Consider the following 20,458-nt stretch of genomic DNA (forward strand, 5'->3'; position numbering starts at 1 on the left):
GAATCGGCAGGATCGCGATCACTCCTTGAAGCGGCAACATGAGAGTGGAATAGTCGGGACTAAAGCGGCCTGTTTGGGATTCCCCGCGCTGTTAGAGCGTGCCACACTGCGTGATGTGTCGCTCTTCGAAACGTCGCGCGAAACGTCGGCTCGATCGCGGTCCAGGACTTGCTCGCCGAAGAGCTGTCCGAGATTCTCCTGCCGCTGCTTAGGCTCGGACCCGAGAAGCTAAACCCCGAGGCATGGTCGCGAACGGCCTTTTAATCGAGATCGCTCGCCGGCACGAGCTTATTATGCCCCTATTCCACGACGTGGAGGTGCCGTCTTCAAGAGCCAGCCCAAAGAGGCGATGACGCCGATAGTCTGCGGCAAAAGCTTGAGCCGCGGCTCCGTGTAATGCGTTTTGGCGGATTGCATGATCTTCCCGTTGTTCGGTCGAGCGCGTATCGACAACTGCGAAAGCTTTCTCCATCAATCCACGGCTCTAGGACCTGCCGCGACCCCCACGCGTCCGCGTACCTCTTCTGGATGGCGAAAGCTGCCATTCAGCATACAGCCCCGGTGTTTCCGAGCGCTCAGTGTCCTCTTGCCTCGACTTTTCATCGAAAGCAGACTGGTTGCATCCCCTTTATTCGTTAGTCCAGCAATCCGAAAATGTCCGCTTTTAGGATGGCGAGAAGGTCCTTCGGACGCCCGAAATGAGGCGGTGGGTTCAACCGGTCGCCGCAACACCTTTAATCTGGGAGGATTGGGAGGTGTCGCATGGTGACGTCACGTATTTGGTTTACCCCGGAGCAGAAGGCCGAGCTTTGGGAGCGGTGGGGTAGTGTGCTGAGAGTTCTGCAAATTCGCTGAGAGGGGGCGGTCATGGCAGGCTGGTGATTGTTCACGTCACCTGATTCCCGCGAAGGAACGCCACCATGACCAAGACTGAAGTTAAGACCGCCAGCGCTGCCGTCAAAGACATTTTGCTTTCGAACCCGGATGGATTGCACGAAGTGCTCCGTGCGGTGATGCAGGAGGTGCTTGAGGCCGAGATGGACGAGGCGCTGGGTGCCTCGAAGAGCGAGCGCACGCCCGAACGGCTTGGCTATCGCTCGGGCTATTACGGCCGTACCCTTGTGACGCGGGTCGGCAAGCTCGAGCTGCGGGTTCCGCAGGACCGGGCCGGGCGCTTCTCCACCGAGCTGTTCGAGCGCTACCAGCGTTCCGAGCGGGCCTTGGTGGCGACACTGGCGGAGATGTATGTGCAGGGCGTGTCGACCCGCAAGGTGAAGGCGATCACGGAAGAACTGTGCGGCCATGCCTTCTCGGCCTCGTCGATCTCGGCCATCAACAAGCGGCTGGACGAGAGCCTCGCTGCCTTTGCCAGGCGCCCCCTTCAAGAGCCGTTTCCTTACCTCATCCTCGATGCGCGCTACGAGAAGGTGCGTGAAGCCGGTGTTGTCATGAGCCAGGCGGTGCTGATCGCGGTCGGTATCGACTGGGACGGAAGGCGCCAGATCCTGGCCGTGGAGATGGCCAATCGCGAGAGCCGCTCGGCCTGGAGGGACTTCCTCGTCGGCCTCAAGGCGCGCGGCCTCAAGGGCGTCGAGTTGGTTGTGTCCGACGATCACGCCGGCCTGGTGGCAGCGATCGGCGAGGTGATCCCCGAAGCCGCCTGGCAACGCTGCTACGTGCACTTCCTCAGGAACGCGCTCGATCATCTGCCGAGGAAGCACGGCGACGACTGCCTGCAGGAATTGCGCTGGCTCTACGACCGGCGCGATCTCGCAGAGGCCAGGGCTGATCTTGCCGCATGGCTTGCCAAATGGTCGGCACGCTATCCGCGCCTGACAGGCTGGGCCGAGGATGCCATCGAACAAACCCTGACCTTCTTCAGGCTGCCGAGACAGCACCACAAGCATCTCAAATCCACCAACATGCTGGAGCGGCTCAACGAGGAAATCCGCCGGCGCACCTATGTCGTGCGCATCTTCCCCAATACCGAAAGCTGCCTGCGCCTGGTCAGGGCGTTGGCCGTCGAGACCAATGAAAACTGGATGGAGGCCAACCGATACATCAACATGGACGACCTGCGCGAGCACAAGAAGCTCGCTCTGCGCCAAGCCGCATGACCAGCATCATGGCCAGCATCATGGCTGCCCCATTTTGCAGAACTTGACGCACACAACCAGCGGTGGAAGCAGGGTCAGAGCATTTCATCGATCTCGCGGGCACTAGACCACCGGACCAAGGGCGGCGTTCAGCGGATCGTATCCTTACACGGCGGCATTGCTCCGTCAGCAAGGCGTAGAGCGGCCTCGGCGCTCGAGCTGGGGGAGCGCGAAGAGATCTCTCGCGGGATTGCGGCAGGTCTTGCCATCCGCGCTATTGCACGAAGTCTGGGGCGATCCCCATCAACGATCAGTCGCGAGATCTCGCGCAATGGCGGTGCCCAAGCGTATCGAGCAACCCGAGCCGACAAGCAGGCTTGGCACCGCGCGCTTCGCCCGAAGCAATGTCGCCTGGCATGCTCTGGACGGCTAAGGTGGCGGGTGGCGCAAAAGCTGGCACTGCAATGGTCGCCGGAGCAGATTGCGGGTTGGCTGAAGCGAGCGTACCCAGGCGATCCATGCCCTGGCTGACAAACTCGACTTGTACAAAGTCGCGCGCCAGTTCGATGCCTTGCGGCTGGCTGAGTTCACGCGGGAGCGCAAACTCCACCTCGCGGGCGAGCTGGGCATCCTTGCGGACCTCGAACGTTTCGACATCGTTCCACAGCCTCTCGCGGTCGCGCCAGGCCTCCGGTGCATCCTGCGGCAAGCGTTCGATGCGCTCATCGCGCAATCGCGACGCTGAACGGTAGGCGGCCGACGCGACGGCGCTTGAGCCTGCCTTGCGACCAATGACCTTGACGTGAAGATGATAGATCGCCATCGCGACCAGATCATTTGCACGTCAAAGCCTACGTCGGCACGACGTATAAGCGCGCCCTCCCTCGAAAAATTCTCGGGATGGACCAGCCCATCCCGGGCTGTCTCGGCAACGCTGAAGCCTTCTGGCGGACGCTCCACAATCAATGGAGACAGCCATGCGCAAACCACGAGACTTCGACGCGGACTCAAGACCCTGGAAGACAAGGCGCGCGAGCTCAAAACGCGAAAGGTGCAGCAGCTTGGCGAGCTGATGATCGCCACGGGGCCGATGCACTCAGCACCGACGAATTGGCCGGCGCGCTCGTCGCAATCGCCGAAACCAAAGACGCCGCGAAGCGTGAGGCATGGGCCAAGCGTGGCGTGATGTTTTTCGAGAGCCGGTCCCGGCGAACTGATCCGGCATCTCAACGCAACCCTCGCAGCGCTCCAGCGCAATCGGGCGGCCCGCAATCGCCGGCAGGCGGCACAGGCTCGCAATGACATGCGCACCTGGCAGGTCGAGCGTCGCCAGCGCACACGGCACCTCATCGAACTTGCGGTCTCGCCGTCAAGGCAGGCATTGTCGAGCTCACCAATGACGATCGCGCCACCATCTACGGCGCGCTGCTTTGGATCGCCGCCAAGCTGCAGAGCCATGAAGGCGAGCATGCGCGAAACCTATGGACCGCGAAGGGTAGGCAGGCGTTCGATGGTGAACGGCGTGAGGAGCAGATGGACCGGCGAACATAGCGATGGTTGTAAACGGCGGGCGGCGCAACAACGCAGCATATCGTGATCCATTCGCGATGCACCAACTTTCGACGCGCATTGAAAGTCATCGAATGTTTCGACCGGGGCCGTTTGCCATAAGCTGGCGTCAACAATTCGGGCGAGCATCGGCACCTTTCGCGAGTACGCGTCGTATTCTGGAAACGCGGCCAAGGACAAGACGCGTACTTCGTTCAACATCCGCCGGTATTGAATGGCAAAATTCACTGCGAGGAGCCAAGAATCGCGATCGTGTTACCCGGTGGGCACGACATTGGAACCAGCTCGCGAGTTCGGCGTTGCGAGCGGATGATCAGAAGTTTCGCTTACGCTCTTATCATCGTCCAGGTATCCATGGCGACCGCGCTGCTTACACAGGTCTTCCTTACGACCGGTGAGGAAGCCCGTAGCTCAAAACGCTGGATTGCCTTAACGCCAAAGGACGACGAGCGATGCGCCAAGGCGATGTGGCCCAATATTCCTGAACGATGTTTGAAACGGGTCGAGCCGAAGGTGGTGACGCTCGTGCTTAGCCAAAGCAACTAACGGCGCATGGCTCTTTCTGCTGCCATTCGCGGCTGGCCGCGCTGCCGCAGGACCAGCAAAGGTCTGTTAAGCCTCGCTCAATCTCTGCAAGCTATCTTGTTGCCAGTTTGTCGAGGGTGACATGAAGCGCAAGTCGATAATGCTCTTTGCCTTCCCAGCTCTGATCCTGCTGATCCTGGCAGGGGAGCGCATGGCGACCTTCTTGCTGGGAGCTTATCCGGCCAGTCCTACAATGTGGCGGATCTGGCTTGAACTAAGGCCACTGTCGACGATGTTCTGGCAACAGGTCGATCTCTTTGTGGGCGCCTCGATGGTCCTCGATGCCTCCGTCCTGGCTGCCGCATCAATCGTTTGCTGGACGGCGTGCCGCACAAGAAAGTCGGCTGCCTTCTTCTTCCTTGCCAACCACATCGCCCTGCTTTTTGCCGGGTTGATGATCGCCGTCACCAGCCATTCCGAAACGGCGAGCACGATCGCTTCATTCGCCGTACCCGGGGGTCTTCCATTCTCGCTAATGGTTGATTTTACCTTGAAGAACACCCTTGTGCTGTTTTTGGGTGTGACAGCATGCGCCTACTGTCATGTTGTCTTTCTCAGCGAAACCCGGCAGCGGTCCGGAGCGCTGGCCGCGAGGCTTGTTGCTTTGCAGCGAGATCTCTAAGGGTGCCCTATTTTTTCCGGCGTTAGTTGATCTTCCGGTAGTAAACCTTGCCGTCGGCCTGCTCTATGCGCTGGTAGTTGGAGCTTGGGGCAGGCGATGCGGCCGCGATCCTGTTTTTCGCTGGACGCGGCGCATCGACAACGTTGTGGTCGGTCGCGTCTTCACCATCGAGAACAGCAGGCGCCTCCGCCATGCTGCTGGTCGTGTCGACGGAAGGTTCCGCTGCGCTCGACGTGATTTCGTCATGGGCAATAGGCTGGCTCTGTTCCAGCCGGGCTATGCTCCGGTTGATTTCGCCAAAGCTGCTCTGCAGTTGACTGTCAAGTTTTTCAAATCGGCTCTGAAAACCGTTGTTGACCGTATCCAACCGGCCGCCGATTCGTTGTTCGAACGTCCCGAGTTGTTCCAGGCGCCCTTCCAGAAAGCGCATATCGCTGATGCCGCGGTAGAGATAAACGGCGGCTACCATATTCACCAAAGTGAGCAGGGACGTGCCGATGATGACCGCGCCGATAATGCTTTTGTCGCTCGGTTTCCCAACGACAGCCTGCTCTCCGATGCGGGCTGCTGTCCCAATCTCGATTGCCGGCATGTCCGGTTCGCTGATCATCGTCATTGAACCACCACCTTTGCGCCGATCGCGACGCGCTTGAAGAGATCGATCACATCGGTGTTAGTAAGGCGAAAACACCCCGATGTTCCGTCGAAGCCAACACCCTTGGGATCGTTGGTTCCGTGTATCCGATAGAGCGTGTCACGCCCGTCCCGAAGCAGATAAAGCGCCCTGGCGCCGAGTGGGTTGTAGGGACCGGCAGGCACCATTTGCGGCAGGTCCGGCTGGCGGGCGCGCATTTCGCGGGGTGGGTGCCATTCCGGCCATTCGGTCTTCGCCCCCACCTTGACTACCCCGGTCCAGCCAAATCCGTCGCGTCCGACGCTGATCTGATAGCGAAGCGCCTGGCCTTGTCGGGTCACCAGATAAAGCGCTTTCTCGCCCTTGCGGATAACGATTGTTCCGGGCTGTTCGGTCGTCTCGAAGGCGACAGTCTTGCGCAGGCTGGGCCCCATTGCCGGCAGCGGCGGCCGATCCGAAAGTGCCGATCGTGCGCTGGCGAAATCCTGGGCCAACATCATCAGCGCAATGCTCATGACGCAGGCCAATCCCGGGCCAATCCGATACCTACTTGGCCGCCCCCTATTTGGCAGCGTCATCGAGCCGCTCTTTGAACATCCGCTTGAGGTCCTTGTTGAAGCGCGCACGCCCATCCACCTCGGCAGGCAGGATAGCACGGTTCAACGCATCGGTGAGAAGCGCATTGTCCAGCGCGACCGACTTGATGTGCGGCGCCTTAAAGATCTTTTCGAGTTCGCTGCGCGAAAAATGGTTGCCGAACCATTTGCGCTTGTGCTTGTTGGCGACCAGCGTGATGCTGACAGCATTGCCACGCAACTCACGGATCTTCTTGTAGAGCCGTTTGCCTTGCCGCAGCGAGGCGACGTTGAGTTCGAAGACGATGAATATCTCATCGCTCGTCGACAGCACGGAATTGTGCCAAGGCGTCTCGATGTTCGGCAGGTCGATGACGATGTCGTCAAACCGGTAGGCGACGAGGTCCAGCAGCCGGAAGACAAAATCACTGCCCTGCGGTTCGAAAGGCAATTGCGGCCTCTCGAAGGAATAGAGCGTCAGCCCGGACGGGCGCGAGAGCTTGATGACATCCATCAGCTCGACGTCGAGCCTCTCCGGCTGGCCGATGATGCCGCCGAGGTCGAACTGGTTGAACTGGTTGAGATAGGCGCCGCAATTGGCGCTCTGGAAATCGAGGTCGACCAGACAGGTGGAAGCCGCCCGCTCTTTCGACTTCGATGCCAGGAACTCGGCCGCCGAGAGAGCGAGCGTCGTCGCGCCGGCGCCGCCGCTCGCACTGATGAAGGTGATGATGCGGCTTTTGGTTCCCTGGTTGCCGGTGTCGTGGAAGGTCACCGCGTTCAGCAATTCCTTGCCGTCGAGCGGCTTGTGCAGCCAGTCCGAAGCGTTCATGCGCACCAGCACACGCGTCTGCTCCGACGACAGTTCGTCGGAGACGGCGATCAGCGGCACGGTCGCCCACAGCGCGCGCGCTTCGATGATGCCCGGCCTGCCGAGCAACTCGCCATTGCCGAGGTCGAGGATGACGATACCGGGGCGCGTATCAGCGGGCGCCCCCCTAAGGAAGTCGCCGGTCTCGGAAACCCTGACGTCGTAGATCGCCAGCGCATCGAGGCGCGTCGCCACATCGCGTTTGAAATTCGCATCCGACGAGAACAGCGCCACCTGCTTTCGCTTGGTCGGCGTAACCTTGGTGTTGATGGCATTCATGACGCGGTACTCTTCAAGTCTTCGCCCGTGACCGTGCTCAGCATGGAGGGCATGTTGATGTCTGCGAAACCCATCAGTCCTTTCAGGAAGAAGAACTGGAAGGTCCTGTTCTGCAGGCTGACGCTGATTGTCGGCACTGGTCCGCCCAGCCGCGTCTGGAAACCGAGGCCGGTGGCGGAATAGGTGATGACAACGTTGCTGCGCAGCAGGCCCGGAAAGAAATGACACATCCCTGGCCGCTGGTTGGCGGCCAGCACGGGACAGACGTCGTCATTGGTGACAGCCGTGTCACCCCGGAAAACTCGGCTGAAATTGGCAGCGCTGAAGATGCCGCTGTTGGTGCAGGCACCGGTGGTTCCGGTATACGAGCATGCAAACGGACCATACACGCCTGAGACGACCGGAGCACCGGGCGTTATGGTCGGTGCGGCGGCCGTCAGGTTGGTCGCAACCGGATCGGAAATTGAAGCCAACCGTGCACCGACCTGGACTGCCTTGGTTGCAGCGTTCCATTGATAAAACGCATAGCCGAAATCGACGAAGCCCAGGACAAGCGAGAACAGCAAGGTAGATACGATGGTCATTTCCACCATCGCCGCGCCGTCTTCCGATGTTGTGAAACGCCTAATCATGTTCAAAACCGGAGCAATCGCTCGTCGTGATAGCCGCGAAGCGTAATCGGCCCGATGCCGATAAACGAGAGCATCCCGACATCAGGGTACAGGTAGGTGCCGGATACACGGACGGTGCAGACCTGTGCCGTGGTCGAACGATATTTGGTAATGCCGGATTGTACGGCGTCGTAGCAGGTCGTGCTGGTCACCGTCACATTCGACGCCTGCCAATTGGCGATTCGCGGAACATCCGTCTGTGTTGCCGTCGGCTTGCCGAACACTGCTATGTTGGCCGCGATCGCGGCGCAGTCGATCGCGGCAAGCCCGGCGTCGGTATACATCTGGCTGTTGCAGCGCGCTGCATAGCGAGCCCCGTCCGAAAGCCCGGCCTCCATCAACAACTTGTCATGGATCAGATTGCCGAATTCGAACACGCCGGCCGACAAGATCAGCATCAGCGGCGTGATCAGCGTCATCTCGACGAGCACCGCGCCGCGGTGGTCGCGCCGAAATCGGTCGAGATGGCGGAGCAGCGTTTTCAGCATGGCCATCACCGGTAAAGCTGCGCTTCATCGCGGAGGAAGTTATCGAGCGTTCCCCGTCCGCCTTTGCCTGTGATATCGATCAGTTCGACGTAGATATCCTTGCTATCTTTGATAGGCTCGGTGATGAAGAAGCTCCCAAAGGCGCGCACGGGGATATTGTTGGCGCGACCGTTGAATCCGCTTATCGCGTTGCAGTCTATGATGGCCCCGAAGAGGATGCGCCGGTCCACCGTCGTGACGGGTGTCTGGCCGCAGGACGGATTACCGGTTTCTCCGCTTATCGCTGCATCCCCAGCGATGCTGTCGTTGGTCGCGGGGTTCCCGTCGGGGTTAAGCTCGTAGCGATACATTTCGTAGCGGGTGGCACCTACCAGCGATGAAGGCAAAGCGCCGCGTGTCGGATGATTGACAGTCCAATAGCGGCTGGCATTCCAATCGCCGGCGCCCATACGACCGCCCATCAGGCTGCATGTGCCGGTGATCTGGCAGGAGTCCCGTTCAAGCCCCACACCCTTTGTTGGATCGGTCTCAAAGTCAGTTTGGCCGTTGTTGCAGTTGATGTTTTTGAGCCCCATGCGGACATTGGCCGCTGGACCGGTGGACGTTCCAATGTAACTTTTGCTGATACCGAAGCGGGCATTTAGCCCGTCTTGCACGGGGCCGGTGCTCTGTCCCGGTTCGGTGTCAACGCCATCTTGAGCATAGCAGCCCACCGGCTTCACGCGGGCGAGCGACGCTTCCAAGGCGTTCGCGCCGTTGCCCTCCGGCGAAGCAAGAAAGGCGAAGTTACCAGGTTGGTAGTAGCCATTATCTCGCAGAAGGATCTGGCGACGGCGATACTGCTGTGAGTTTGCCGCCTGTTCAAGCGTTACGCCGCCTGTGAGGCTCGTATCCTCGTACGGATTACACATAAAGACCGGGGTATAGTCGCAGACGCTTGACTTGAAGCCGGCCACTGCCACCGCGCCAACATTGAAGGAATTGCTCGCGGAGTTGCCTGTCAAGAACGATGCCGGGAAGATCGCGGCAAAGCCGACTGGGGTCACCGTCACCTCGACAAAGCGGGCATTTTTCGCATCGGTCACCTCGTCGGTGATTACATTCGCAGCGACGATCGGCAGATTGTCGGTGGCCGGCAGGAATCGGAGATATCGTCGCGTCACGCCGGCAGCTGCTAGATCCTGGGGACCTGGCGTGGTCGTGAAATTGTACTGGTTGCGAACCAGTGTCGCCAGTGCGTAATCACCTCGCGTGATTGCGTCGGACGTGCCGTCGAGTTCTGCAGCTGTTGCGAGAGCGAATGCGTCCGCCCCCTTCTGCAAATCATTGTGCAGATTGTTGACCCGGCTCATATCGATCGCCAGCAGGGAAAAGCCGATAATGGCCGGCAGCATGACGCTGACGAGTATCAGCGCTATTCCCCTTTGATCGTGCCAGAACGCGCGAATGGTTCGCAGCATGGCTTTACTCTTTGCTCCCCTGACGCCAGGTTTCCTCGTCGTGCCTGGCGCACTGAAACCGCATCCTTCTGTTCATTCCCCCGTGTTGGTTGCCGGCGTGCCGACATTGACCGTGATGGCCGGCGGGGGGGCGGCGGCGGCGGAAATTTGTAGTTGTTTGCTATAGCGGCGGCACGCACGCCGTCACCCTCGATCCTGGTGTTTTTGGAGGCCGGATTGAGTGGATCGACCGTCTGCAGCAGCGAATTGAACTTCTGCGTATCGCCAGCGGCCAGCGTCACTGAATCGTAGTGATTCAGATAATCCGCGGCGCAGCCCGACAGCGCGCCGGCGCAGAGAATGAGGATCAAGGCGCTATTTCTTGACATAGAGCATCTTGTCCTTCGATTTGAAGTCCAGCATGTGGCCATAAGGGCCGGTCACGCCTTCGCCCGTTTCATATTGTCGGATCATGTCCTTGTTCACCTCGAGCTGACCGAGCACGAAGAATTCCGGATCGTTGGCCGGCCGCGTCTTGTCGAACGGCGTCGCCAGCTGTTCGCCGGGCTTCACCGGCCGCACGAGGTGCGGCGTGACGATGACCACCAGCTCGGTCTCTTCCTTCTGGTTGCTCGAATTGCGGAAAAGCGTCCCGATAACCGGCACCTGGCCGAGCCACGGCACCTGGTTCTGTAGCTTGGTGGTCTTGCTGGACAGAAGTCCGCCTACCGCGAAGCTCTGGCCGTCGCGCAACTCCACAACGGTCGATAGTTTTCGGTTGGTAAAGATCGGGTCGCCGGCGGTGGTGAAGCCGGTCAGATCGCTGACTTCCGGTGCCAGCCTCATATGAATCTTGTCGTCTTCAAGCACAACAGGTGTGAACTTTAGATTCACGCCGAATTGCTTAAAGTCGATCTGAATCTGGCCATCCTTGTCGAGGCTGCGGATGGGAACCTCACCGCCGGCATTGAAGCTGGCTTCCTCACCGGAAAGCGTGGTGAGATTGGGATTCGCGAGCGTGCGTACCACGCCCTTGGCCTCGAGCGCTTCAATGTACAAGTCGACTTTGATGTTGCTGTCGATGACGCGTGTGAGCAACGCTCCAAAGGGCGTCGAGTTGGACAGGAGGTTGCTGAGAAAACCTCCGGCGCCAAGCACCACGTCATCTTTGTCGACGGCGGTGATGCCGGTTCCGACTTTGGTGGTGCCACTGCTGTTGTTGCCCCTGATCGACACACCGAGATCGCGACCGGCGTTGCGCTTGGCTTCCAGCACCCGCACTTCGAGATTGACCTGCTGGCTGTCGTCGACAGTGACGGAATTGATGATGTCGTCGGGACCATATTGCTTTGCCACCTCCAGGATGGCCGCCAGAGTGGCGCCGTCCTTGACGTGGCCGCCAAGCCTGACCCTCCCATTGACCGACCCGACTTCGATGCGCGACCTTGGCGCCACCTGGCGGATCGCCTGCGCCATGTCGCTGACGTCGACGCCGACCTCGATCTGAAGGGCGCCGAGCGAACGCTTGTCTGTGGAGAACAGATTGACCGTGGTGGTGCCGGCGCCCTTGCCGATGACATAGAGCGTGCGGTCGGTCATCGGCTGGGCATCGGCGATCTTCTCATCGCCGACGACGATATCGCCCAGATTGGCGCTCACCTGGATCGTTACCGATTGCGATACCGGCAGGAAAATACGGTGCACGCGAGGGGTCGACACGTCGATGAAACGGTCGGCCGCAAGGGCCGCCAGGCTAGACAGAAGCAGCGCGGCCAGACAGGGCAACGCGGCCGCCGCCATCCTTAACCAAGACCCTTGCATCCCGTATCCCCAATCGCTGCCGGTGGCAGTCCGTTTCGCCGCAGCTTATCACGGTTGTCGCGGCACGTCATATGTCTCGAGCTTGACACCCCGGAAAACACCAACCGTCGCCCGCGCTGGCGGCTCCGGCTCCACATACTTGATCACTTCCTTGACGGCCTGCTCCGGCGCGGGTGCCGCCACAACGACCGGAGCCGGCTTGACCTTGCTCAACTGGTCGATCTGGCTTCCAACCCGGTCCACCGCCCGGGCCAAACCCGCGATCTTGTCGTCCGCGCGCTGACGTGCGGCCGCGGCCGCAGCGTCGGCCGCCGCCTGCTTGGCGAGATCGGCTTGCCTTTTGGCGACATCGTCCGGCGTCTCGCCGGTCAAATCGGAAAGCGTGACTCGTTCGGTCATCTCGCCCTTGCTCGCCGCTGCCTGGCGAAGCGCCAGTGACAATTGGCCGGCGCCTGCGGCCAAGGTCAGCTTCTGCGCATCCTTGGTGCTGACCTCGAGCGTCACCGACTTCACAACTGTCGGGCTGTCCTTGCTCTCGTCGGCGACCTGGTCGACGGCGAGCACCTTCATGCTCTGAAGCAGCACGTCGACAAAACTCTGATCCCCGCCTTCGGCATTGCGAACGGTGCGCGTCAAAAGCACGTCAACCCGATCGCCGGGATAGACAAATCCGGCAACGCCGAGCACGTCATTGACCCTGATGGAAACGGCTTTCATGCCTTCGCCGAGCACCGCCGAAAGCGTAGCGCGCTGGCCGGGGCCAGTAATTTTGGTGGCAAGGACAGGTTCGTTGACGCCGATCGACTGCAAAGCCTGCTTGGTGCCGCCGCCGGCCGGAAGGTCTTTCGTGAGAAGGTCTTGTGTCGTCTTGTAAGCGCCGGCCGGGACGGCGCCCGACGGCCATTCGACTTCGCGCAATTTGTCGGCGGAAAGCGTGTCGCCGAACTTAAGAGCCACCGCCGCGACCACGACCGTATCGCGCTGGACGTCGTCCGTACGTGCCATGGCGCTCCGCTGCCCGGCCAGCCAGATATTGGCAAGCACCACCGCGAGCACGCCGAACACGCCGGCGAGAACGATCATGATGACAGTGTTGGCGCGCATTTGCCCCCCAGATTGCTAGGCAAATCGACGTCGGGGAACGCCCCGGCGCCGATGACTACGTGTCGGCGATCAAGACAGTGTCGATGCCAAGAATGACCACTTGCCGCTGACCCAGCCGCCGACCGTAATGACGGATGCTATCACCGCGATAGTGATGATCCCGAGCAGGATCGTATATTCGACCATAGCAGCGCCGTTTTCGTCGTCGCCGAACTGCCCGGTCATCGTCATGAGCTTCTTCATGCCAATCTCTCCCTTTGGAGTTGAACCCAACGAGACGAGCCAAGGATGAAAATCCACACCCAAGCATCCCCCGCCATCTTCCAGTCGAATGCCCACCAATCATCGACGCCGAGGATGCCCCGGCGTCGATGACAAAAATGATCAAGTCGGCAGGGTCGATGCCAAAGAGGACCACTTGCCGCTGACCCAGCCGCCGACCGTAATGACGGATGCGATCACCGCGATAGTGATGATCCCGAGCAGGATCGTATATTCGACCATAGCAGCGCCGTTTTCGTCGTCGCGGAACTGCCGGGTCATCGTCATGAGCTTCTTCATGCCAACTTCTCCCCTTGGAGTTTTGAACCCGACGAGACAGAGCCAAGGATGAACCCCATACCCAAGCATCCCCCGTCATCTCAATCCTAGGTCGCGCCAAAAAGCAGAGTCAAACGGATTAACGGATCCTTAACCTTTCAATACCTGACCGGAAGGCACTTAAATTTCAACAAGAGCTTGATTCGACTAATTTTTCAAGCGTTTTAACCATTCGTTCATAATTGTGCCCCGAAGCTAATCAAGCCGCATCTAATTTAGGTTTTTAGCATATTCCTTTATATCTAAGGGGTTACAGCCAATTATCGAGAGGGTTCCTCGGCTCGGCACCCCCAAGGGGCGCCGGTTCAGTAAGCTTAATGCATTGGCTCATGTGCGGCAGTGCGAACGCCGGAAAATAAAAACGATATTTTTTTGGGCAAGACCCTTAACTATGTTGTAAGTATTGGCTACTCGGCGCCTGATGCGGCGCTTGTCCCCCTCGTGGTTAACCGTTAGTTTCAGCGCCAGGATATTTAGAGGGGGGCTAACGCACTGTCATGAGCCGGTTGGAGCCCAGACGAGCAGCGGGCGGGGACCAGGCGACTGTGCACCTTTCGCCTAGTGCATACGATGTGACCGCCGATCTGCCTGACGTCGGATCAATGGGGCGCTGGGGCGGATCAAGTGACAGTAAGGCGGTAAATTTGTGGAACGGCCGGCTCGTGGCCTTTATCTCGGCCATGCTCGGAGCGATTGCCACGGTAATTTTGATCTGGCTTCCGTTCTCGACCGTAGCTGTGGATCCGGTTCTTTGGTCTCGCGCAGGGATCTCGGCGCTACCTTTGGCGCTGATATGGGGCGCGCTCGGCGCGATGCGCTATCAGCTCCGCAAAACGCCCTTTCGCTATCGCGACCTGTTGAGCGATTTCGCGGGCAAGTCCCAGGCCTTGGTCGTGACCTTAGGTGTCATCATGTCGTTCTCGGTAGGACTTCTGTTACTCTGCTATCTTGCGAGCGCGACAAGAAGGCCGCTGATGGACGGGTATCTGGCTGCAGGCGACGCGGCCTTGGGTTTCAATTGGGTCCAATATGTCAGGCGATTGAACGAGCATCCATGGGCTGCCTTTCTACTTTCATCCGCTTATTCGAGCCTGAGGATACAGTTGTTTCTGATACCAGCCATCCTGGTCCTCACCGCTCGGTCGGGCCGACTAGTGGAATTTCTCGCACATTTTGGTTTGGCTGGTTGTCTGACGTGCCTGGTGCTTGTGGCTATACCGGCAGCGGGTGCCTTTGACTTCTATGATCCTTCCGCAGGTATTTTGAGTTCGTTCGGTCCCGGCGCCTCGACACGCCACCTCGATCAACTCTATGCCCTCAGGACGCTGAGACCATTTGTGGTTGAGCACCCGGAAGGCCTTGTGACCTTCCCTTCGTTTCATTCCGCGCTTGCTGCGATATTCGTTTATTCGATGCGAGGCATCCGTTACGTGGCACCGCCCATCTATCTGCTGAACGCCATGCTCATAATCGCCACGTTGCCTCAAGGCAGTCATTATCTGGTCGACGTACTGGCGGGGTTGGCTGTGGCGGCCGCGTCGTTCCAGTCTGTCCGCTGGATCGCACGCGCTGGCCGTCCTTAACCATACGGCGCGTTTGGAATATTAGCACTCTTGCACGTACTCTGGTTAACGAATAGTTTCCGTCTTGGGGTAGTTTAAAGGGATTGGGACGATGCTGGGCCGGTTCACCACCAAGGGAGCCGATGGGGTTCGAATCGAGCCTCCGATCATATTGGCACCGGCAATTCCGATACCTGTCCCCGTGGCCGACCTCGAACCGGACGGTGACGACTTTCTGACGCTCAAGGTCGAGCTCCACCGCCATCTCATCGATCGCTTTAATCTGACCGCGCTCGAAAACGCTTCGAAGGATGAAATCCTCAACGAGATTCGGCCGATCGTGCGCGAATTTGTTCGCGGTCGAACCGTGCCCCTGAACGCGCGCGAGCTCGATCAGCTGACCAGCGACACCGCCGACGAGATGCTGGGGCTTGGTCCGATCGAACCACTGCTCAAGGATGACTCGATTTCCGACATTCTGATCAACACGCACAATCGCGTTTTTATAGAACGGCGCGGTGTGATCGAGGAGACGGCAATTCGTTTCCGCGACGAGGCACACCTGCTGCGCGTCATCAACAAGATCGTCTCGGCCATCGGACGGCGCGTCGATGAATCGGCGCCCATGGTCGATGCTCGCCTGGCAGACGGCTCGCGCGTCAACATCGCGGTGCGTCCGATTTCCGTGGATGGTCCGCTAGTGTCTATCCGCAAGTTTTCGAAGCATCCCTATTCGCTCGAGCGCTTGATGGCCTTCAATTCGATCCGCCAGCCGATGGTCGACTTGCTCCGGATCGCCGTGCAGGCGCGCAAATCGATCCTCGTTTCGGGCGGCACCGGCAGCGGCAAGACGACCTTGCTGAACGCATTGTCCAGCTATATTCCACCCAAGGAGCGGCTAGTGACGATCGAGGATGCGGCGGAGCTGCAATTGCAGCAGCCGCATGTCGGCCGTCTCGAAACGCGCCCGCCCAATGTCGAAGGCAAGGGCGAGGTGCGTCAGCGCGAACTGCTGAAGAATGCGCTTCGCATGCGGCCGGACCGCATCATCGTCGGCGAGGTTCGCGGCGAGGAAGCTTTCGACATGCTGCAGGCGATGAACACGGGCCATGAGGGGTCGATGACCACCATCCATGCCAACACGCCGCGCGACGCGATCTCGCGGCTGGAGCAGATGGTCGGCATGGCCGGCATGCCGATGACCAATGATTCCATCCGCGCGCAGATCGCTTCCGCCATCAACATCATCGTCCAAACGCAGCGCCTTTCGGACGGTGGGCGGCGAGTCGTTTCCATATCCGAACTGACAGGCATGGAAGGCAATGTGGTCCAGCTTCAGGAACTTTACCACTTCGTGCGGCGTGAAGTGACGGCGGACGGCCAGATCGTCGGAGAATTTCGCGCCACCGGCATTCGTCCACGCTTTGCCCAGGAAGCCGCGACGCTTGGCTTTCTGTTCGGCAAGGACGCATTCAATCCGCAGGTTCCGCTCTGATGCCGACTGGCCAGACTTTGCTTTACTTCATCTATGTGCTGGCGGCGGCGTCGGCGATCCTTGCGATCGAGGCTCTCTTTGTCACCTATTCCAAACGCCGCTCGCGGGTCAGCGCGATAAATCGTCGGCTGAAAAGGCTGGCTGATGAAGCTCCTGCAGAACAGACTTTGCAAGGATTGCTGCGCGAGCGTGGGCTTACCAATTCTGGCGATTTTCTTTTCAGCATGGTCGGGCTGAACAGACTGTACACCCAGTCTGGAATTACCGGGAATCCGCTGTCGTTTGTCGCGATGTTCTTTCTTGCGGGATTGGCGCTGGCGCTGGTGTTTGCGTTTCTGCTGCATTTTTCCGCTATATTCGCGCTATTCGTTTTTTTGTTGATCGCCTTTATCCTGCCGCTTCTGGTTCTTCGCCGCGCCCGAGCTAAACGTATCCAGAAATTCGCCAAGCAGCTGCCGGACGCACTCGACATGATCGTTCGGTCGTTGCGTGCCGGCCATCCGACTTCTGTGGCGATCGGGCTCGTCGCCCGGGAAATGCCCGATCCGCTGGGCACCGAATTCGGTATCGTCTCCGACGAAATCACTTTTGGTCTCAGCCTCGAAAACGCGGTACGAAAACTCTCCCAGCGCGTTGGTTTCGAAGGCCTTCAACTGTTGTCGGTGTCGCTGTCGATTCAAGCAAAGACGGGCGGTAATCTGACCGAAATTCTGTCCAACCTTTCAGCGGTGCTGCGTGAAAGGCAAAAGCTCAGGCTGAAGATAAAGGCACTTTCCGCCGAGGGTCGAATGTCTGGATGGATCATTTCCCTGTTTCCGCTGTTCATGCTCGTTATCCTCATGACCATCACTCCAAGCTACTATGGCGATATATGGAACGACCCGCTGGTCATGCCTGTGTTTACGGTCTTCGGGGTATGGGCTCTGCTTGGCGACTTCATCATGTATCGCATGGTCAATTTCGATTTCTGACTGGGAGCGAACCATAAATCTCTTTTCGAATACTCACGATGTGAGCCTCCTGATCTCCATTGCCGTTTTCCTGGCAGCGGTGGCCATTTTTCTGTTGGCTGCACTCATATTCCTGCCGGCGCTGCAGACGCGGAAGCTGGTTGCGCAAACATTGATGGCAGAGGGCATTCCGAACCGCCGCTCGCTTGTTGGGCAGGAGGAGTTGGCAAGAATCTCTGCGCAGCAACCTGTCCAAGCATATTTTCGATCAATCGAGAAGGAACGCGACGAACCCAGTGCCCTGGACGCGAAACTCTTTCGCGCAGGCTTCTATCAGCCAAGCGCGCCGCTGATCTACACAGTATCGCGTCTGGCGGCGGTCTGTGTCGGCTTTGCTGTGACCTACGGACTCCTCTCGCGCATCTTGCCACCACAATTGCCCGGTCTTTTCGTCTTTGGAGGCTCAGCCTTGCTTGGCTTGGCATGCATTGTCATTCCAAGCATAGCGCTCGATCGCTTCGAAAACGGGCAAAAGCAGATCTATCGGCGTGGCTTTCCCGATTTCATGGATATGATGATCACCTGTGCCGACGCCGGCATGAGCCTGGAGGCGGCGGTCGAGCGTGTTGGCGCCGAACTGGCCGGCACACATAAATGGCTCGGCATCCAGCTTTCGATCATGAATCTGCAATTGCGCGCCGGCAAGCCGCTGCGGGAAGCTTTGCGCGAACTCGCCGATCGAATCGGGCTCGAGGAGGCGCGCGCTTTGGCCGTGCTGTTCCGGCAATCAGAGGAACTTGGGACGAGTCTGACGGACGCCCTGCGCGTGTATAGCGACGAAATGCGGGGACAAAGAATCTTTCGTGCCGAAGAGCGTGCCAACACTCTTCCGGTCAAGATGATGATCCCATTGGGACTTTGCATCTTTCCAGTCGTGATGATGGTGGTCATGCTGCCCGTGATAATCCGCATGAAAGGCATTTTCTTCTGAACAGTCATATGCTTTGGTTCTAAAATAGGGTCCGGGGACTTTGGGGAGACAAGATGAGAAGGCCAATGCGCCTCGCAGCCGCTGCCAGTTTGCTGGCCGTGCTGCTTGCCGGCTGCCAGACAAACGGAACGGACACAACCGACGGTGTCGTCCGGACCAATGAGCCGTCGAAAGGCGACGTGACGTCCTTCGGCGACACTTTCGACGGGCTGAAGACAGTTGGTGACGTCGAATATTACGCCTCGGATCAGGCCGTTGCCGAGGCCAAGAACCAGTTTCGTGCGGAAAATTACGGCAATGCCGGCGCGCTGTTCTACAAGGCGACGCAACTGGCTCCCAATGATGGTGGCGCCTGGATGGGTCTGGCCGCCTGCAGCGACCGGATCCACCGCTTCGATCTCGCAGATCGGGCCTACGCCCGAGCCTTCAAGCTAGTTGGCGCGTCGCCCGAATATTACAACAATGTCGGCTACTCTTACCTGCTGCGCGGCAAGCTGCAGGATGCACGCGCGAACTTCCTCAAGGCCTACGAACTGGCGCCCAACGATCCGACCGTGGTCAACAATCTGAAGCTTCTGTCATCCAGTGTGCAGAACGTCGAGCGTCAGTAGTCATGCTGCTTGCCGCATCGCTGCTGCTGAAGGTATTTGCTGTCCCTTTGCTCGCAAGGATAGCCTGGCTCGACTTCACCACCCAAAAAATATCCAACCGTGATGTGCTTCTGCTGCTGTGCCTCGGGTTGGGATCACTGCAGGCTGTATCAATTCTGGTCGGATCATGGTGGGACATGGGCCTGAGCGCGATTGCAGGCATCGTGCTGTTTCTTGCGCTCTTCCCGTTCTGGGCTCTGCGCAAGGTCGGTGCCGGCGATGTCAAGCTGATGGGAGTAATGCCATTCCTGACCGGCGGAAGCAGTCTGGCGGTGTTTTCCCTGCTGCTGCTGGTTTTTGCTCTTACCACGGCGCTGATCGTGAAAAATCCCTTCATGCTGCCGGAAGGCGCCTTCCGCCTTTATGTTCAGCATCTGGATCGCAAGGGGGTTGTTCCGTTCGGCGTGCCGATATCGATCGCGGCGATCTGCACGCTGGCGTTTCAGATCTACGCCAGCTTGATGGTTTCTGGCGGGCTATCGATCTGATGGTCGCGGGCCCAAAACAACAACGGCATGGCGAAGGTGAGTGGGTGGGCTCGGAGGTGCGGAGGGGTTTCACAAACCGAGAGATCTGGCCTAAGCATCAGGCGTCTGCTTGACCGCGCCGATCTCGGCATTCCCCCGTTCTTTGGGTTTGGGCATAAACCGATATCCGAACTGGCCGAGGTAGCTTGCCGGGATCGGCTCATCGACTCCGTATTTCTCGGGCATTGCCGAACCTGGAACGTGAAAAGTGCCGAACAGCAGATCGATGATCGATAGTTGACTGGCGAAGTTCTTGTCATAGGCATCGCGATGATCGGCGTGGTGCCAATGATGGAATTGCGGGCTCGCGATCAGCCATTTCAAGGGCCCAAAATTGATCCTGACGTTGGCGTGCAGCAGTAGCGCGTGCCCGGTATAAACAAGGAAATAGATGGCGATCGCCTCTGTCGAAAAGCCAAGAAAGAACACTGGCATGAGGGAGACCGCCTTGGTGATGATCTGATCGACCGGGTGCGCTCTGAACGAGGCCACCCAGTCCAACTCTTCTATACCGTGATGAATCGAGTGAAATCGCCACAGCGCCGGAACCGCATGAAACGCGCGGTGTGCGGCGTACACCCCGAGATCGGCTAATATGATGATTTCGATTACCTGGAGCCATGTGGGCTGGCCGCCGATGGTATCCAATACGCGCTCGGGCACCAGCAATGCGGCCACGCTCATGACAATCGCTGCCATCGAGAAAATGCAAGCTCTTACAAGCGTGCCATTCAAGATTGCGTAGATGGCATCAATAGCGAGACCCTTGCGAAGAATCTTTTGAGGCGGCCGCAGGGTCAGGATTCGCTCCAGCGGGACGAAGATCAGGGCACAAATGAGCAGAGATTTCAGACCAAAGAGGTCCATTGGCCTATCCAAAAGTGGCAGTTATGGGAAGAGTGAACCACTTGCTGACCTATCAGACAAGA

At 58.9% G+C, this 20,458-nt stretch carries 20 protein-coding genes and 4 pseudogenes; 11 read left to right on the plus strand and 13 right to left on the minus strand.

The window, feature by feature from the left end; all coding sequences use genetic code 11:
* The first annotated feature begins 920 nt into the window (after positions 1-920).
* On the plus strand, positions 921-2,117 hold the full coding sequence (locus NLY43_RS11140; RefSeq protein WP_286456782.1) for an IS256 family transposase: 1,197 nt from the start codon (positions 921-923) through the stop codon (positions 2,115-2,117).
* Between the two features lie 24 nt (positions 2,118-2,141).
* Positions 2,142-2,615 (plus strand): annotated as a pseudogene (locus NLY43_RS32730) (transposase); the annotation flags it as partial.
* On the opposite strand, the pseudogene NLY43_RS32475 reads toward NLY43_RS32730, so the two are convergent.
* Positions 2,614-2,919: pseudogene (locus NLY43_RS32475) on the minus strand (MobA/MobL family protein); the annotation flags it as partial. The pseudogenes NLY43_RS32730 and NLY43_RS32475 overlap by 2 nt on opposite strands.
* A 154-nt stretch (positions 2,920-3,073) precedes the next feature.
* Here NLY43_RS32475 and NLY43_RS11150 point away from each other — a divergent pair.
* The 3 genes and pseudogenes from NLY43_RS11150 (at position 3,074) to NLY43_RS11160 (ending at position 4,872) form a co-directional block, all read left to right on the plus strand.
* Positions 3,074-3,398 (plus strand): annotated as a pseudogene (locus tag NLY43_RS11150) (conjugal transfer protein TraD).
* Between the two features lies 1 nt (position 3,399).
* A pseudogene (locus NLY43_RS11155) lies at positions 3,400-3,647 on the plus strand (conjugal transfer protein TraD).
* A 685-nt stretch (positions 3,648-4,332) separates the two neighbouring features.
* The gene (locus NLY43_RS11160; RefSeq protein ID WP_023689301.1) at positions 4,333-4,872 is read left to right on the plus strand and encodes a hypothetical protein; all 540 of its coding nucleotides are present in this window, start codon (positions 4,333-4,335) and stop codon (positions 4,870-4,872) included.
* A 22-nt stretch (positions 4,873-4,894) separates the two neighbouring features.
* Here NLY43_RS11160 and NLY43_RS11165 read toward each other — a convergent pair whose 3' ends face one another.
* The 11 genes from NLY43_RS11165 to NLY43_RS11215 form a co-directional block, all read right to left on the minus strand.
* Positions 4,895-5,488, minus strand: coding sequence for a hypothetical protein (locus tag NLY43_RS11165; protein ID WP_023711758.1), 594 nt, complete (start codon positions 5,486-5,488; stop codon positions 4,895-4,897).
* Positions 5,485-6,084, minus strand: coding sequence for a L,D-transpeptidase (locus tag NLY43_RS11170; RefSeq protein ID WP_023711759.1), 600 nt, complete (start codon positions 6,082-6,084; stop codon positions 5,485-5,487). The genes NLY43_RS11165 and NLY43_RS11170 overlap by 4 nt, the downstream gene beginning before the upstream one ends.
* Positions 6,068-7,231, minus strand: a complete 1,164-nt coding sequence (locus NLY43_RS11175) for a CpaE/TadZ family protein (RefSeq protein ID WP_023697281.1) — start codon at positions 7,229-7,231, stop codon at positions 6,068-6,070. The genes NLY43_RS11170 and NLY43_RS11175 overlap by 17 nt, the downstream gene beginning before the upstream one ends.
* Positions 7,228-7,863: a TadE/TadG family type IV pilus assembly protein gene (locus NLY43_RS11180; RefSeq protein WP_023697282.1), complete on the minus strand. Its 636-nt coding sequence runs from the start codon at positions 7,861-7,863 to the stop codon at positions 7,228-7,230. The genes NLY43_RS11175 and NLY43_RS11180 overlap by 4 nt, the downstream gene beginning before the upstream one ends.
* 2 nt (positions 7,864-7,865) lie before the next feature.
* Positions 7,866-8,396 carry a TadE/TadG family type IV pilus assembly protein gene (locus NLY43_RS11185; protein ID WP_023714724.1) on the minus strand — a complete coding sequence of 177 codons (531 nt, stop codon included), beginning with the start codon at positions 8,394-8,396 and terminating at the stop codon, positions 7,866-7,868.
* The gene (locus NLY43_RS11190; protein ID WP_023711760.1) at positions 8,396-9,850 is read right to left on the minus strand and encodes a pilus assembly protein TadG-related protein; all 1,455 of its coding nucleotides are present in this window, start codon (positions 9,848-9,850) and stop codon (positions 8,396-8,398) included. Before NLY43_RS11190 ends, NLY43_RS11185 begins: the two co-directional genes overlap by 1 nt.
* A complete protein-coding gene (locus NLY43_RS11195) occupies positions 9,805-10,200 on the minus strand; it encodes a hypothetical protein (RefSeq protein WP_286460899.1) in 396 nt (131 codons plus the stop codon). Before NLY43_RS11195 ends, NLY43_RS11190 begins: the two co-directional genes overlap by 46 nt.
* A 4-nt stretch (positions 10,201-10,204) precedes the next feature.
* Positions 10,205-11,650: a type II and III secretion system protein family protein gene (locus NLY43_RS11200; RefSeq protein WP_023681004.1), complete on the minus strand. Its 1,446-nt coding sequence runs from the start codon at positions 11,648-11,650 to the stop codon at positions 10,205-10,207.
* A gap of 48 nt (positions 11,651-11,698) precedes the next feature.
* The gene (cpaB, locus tag NLY43_RS11205; protein WP_023711762.1) at positions 11,699-12,754 is read right to left on the minus strand and encodes a Flp pilus assembly protein CpaB; all 1,056 of its coding nucleotides are present in this window, start codon (positions 12,752-12,754) and stop codon (positions 11,699-11,701) included.
* Positions 12,755-12,823: 69 nt separating this feature from the next.
* Positions 12,824-12,997 carry a Flp family type IVb pilin gene (locus NLY43_RS11210; protein ID WP_023711763.1) on the minus strand — a complete coding sequence of 58 codons (174 nt, stop codon included), beginning with the start codon at positions 12,995-12,997 and terminating at the stop codon, positions 12,824-12,826.
* 141 nt (positions 12,998-13,138) lie between these two features.
* Entirely contained in the window at positions 13,139-13,315 is a 177-nt protein-coding gene (locus NLY43_RS11215; RefSeq protein ID WP_023711764.1) for a Flp family type IVb pilin, read from the minus strand.
* A 611-nt stretch (positions 13,316-13,926) separates the two neighbouring features.
* Here NLY43_RS11215 and NLY43_RS11220 point away from each other — a divergent pair.
* The 6 genes from NLY43_RS11220 (at position 13,927) to NLY43_RS11245 (ending at position 19,490) form a co-directional block, all read left to right on the plus strand.
* Positions 13,927-14,937, plus strand: coding sequence for a phosphatase PAP2 family protein (locus NLY43_RS11220; RefSeq protein WP_198025475.1), 1,011 nt, complete (start codon positions 13,927-13,929; stop codon positions 14,935-14,937).
* Positions 14,938-15,028: 91 nt separating this feature from the next.
* Positions 15,029-16,411 carry a TadA family conjugal transfer-associated ATPase gene (locus tag NLY43_RS11225; RefSeq protein ID WP_023711766.1) on the plus strand — a complete coding sequence of 461 codons (1,383 nt, stop codon included), beginning with the start codon at positions 15,029-15,031 and terminating at the stop codon, positions 16,409-16,411.
* Positions 16,411-17,382: a type II secretion system F family protein gene (locus NLY43_RS11230; RefSeq protein WP_023681001.1), complete on the plus strand. Its 972-nt coding sequence runs from the start codon at positions 16,411-16,413 to the stop codon at positions 17,380-17,382. Before NLY43_RS11225 ends, NLY43_RS11230 begins: the two co-directional genes overlap by 1 nt.
* Positions 17,383-17,422: 40 nt before the next feature.
* The gene (locus tag NLY43_RS11235) at positions 17,423-18,352 is read left to right on the plus strand and encodes a type II secretion system F family protein (protein ID WP_245263929.1); all 930 of its coding nucleotides are present in this window, start codon (positions 17,423-17,425) and stop codon (positions 18,350-18,352) included.
* Between the two features lie 53 nt (positions 18,353-18,405).
* Positions 18,406-18,963: a tetratricopeptide repeat protein gene (locus NLY43_RS11240; protein ID WP_023711768.1), complete on the plus strand. Its 558-nt coding sequence runs from the start codon at positions 18,406-18,408 to the stop codon at positions 18,961-18,963.
* Positions 18,964-18,965: 2 nt separating this feature from the next.
* The gene (locus NLY43_RS11245; protein ID WP_023711769.1) at positions 18,966-19,490 is read left to right on the plus strand and encodes a prepilin peptidase; all 525 of its coding nucleotides are present in this window, start codon (positions 18,966-18,968) and stop codon (positions 19,488-19,490) included.
* A gap of 90 nt (positions 19,491-19,580) precedes the next feature.
* On the opposite strand, the gene NLY43_RS11250 is transcribed toward NLY43_RS11245, so the two are convergent.
* A complete protein-coding gene (locus tag NLY43_RS11250; protein ID WP_023711770.1) occupies positions 19,581-20,396 on the minus strand; it encodes a sterol desaturase family protein in 816 nt (271 codons plus the stop codon).
* Between the last annotated feature and the right edge of the window lie 62 nt (positions 20,397-20,458).

Origin of the sequence: Mesorhizobium sp. C416B, assembly GCF_030323165.1 — a bacterium.
Lineage (GTDB): Bacteria > Pseudomonadota > Alphaproteobacteria > Rhizobiales > Rhizobiaceae > Mesorhizobium.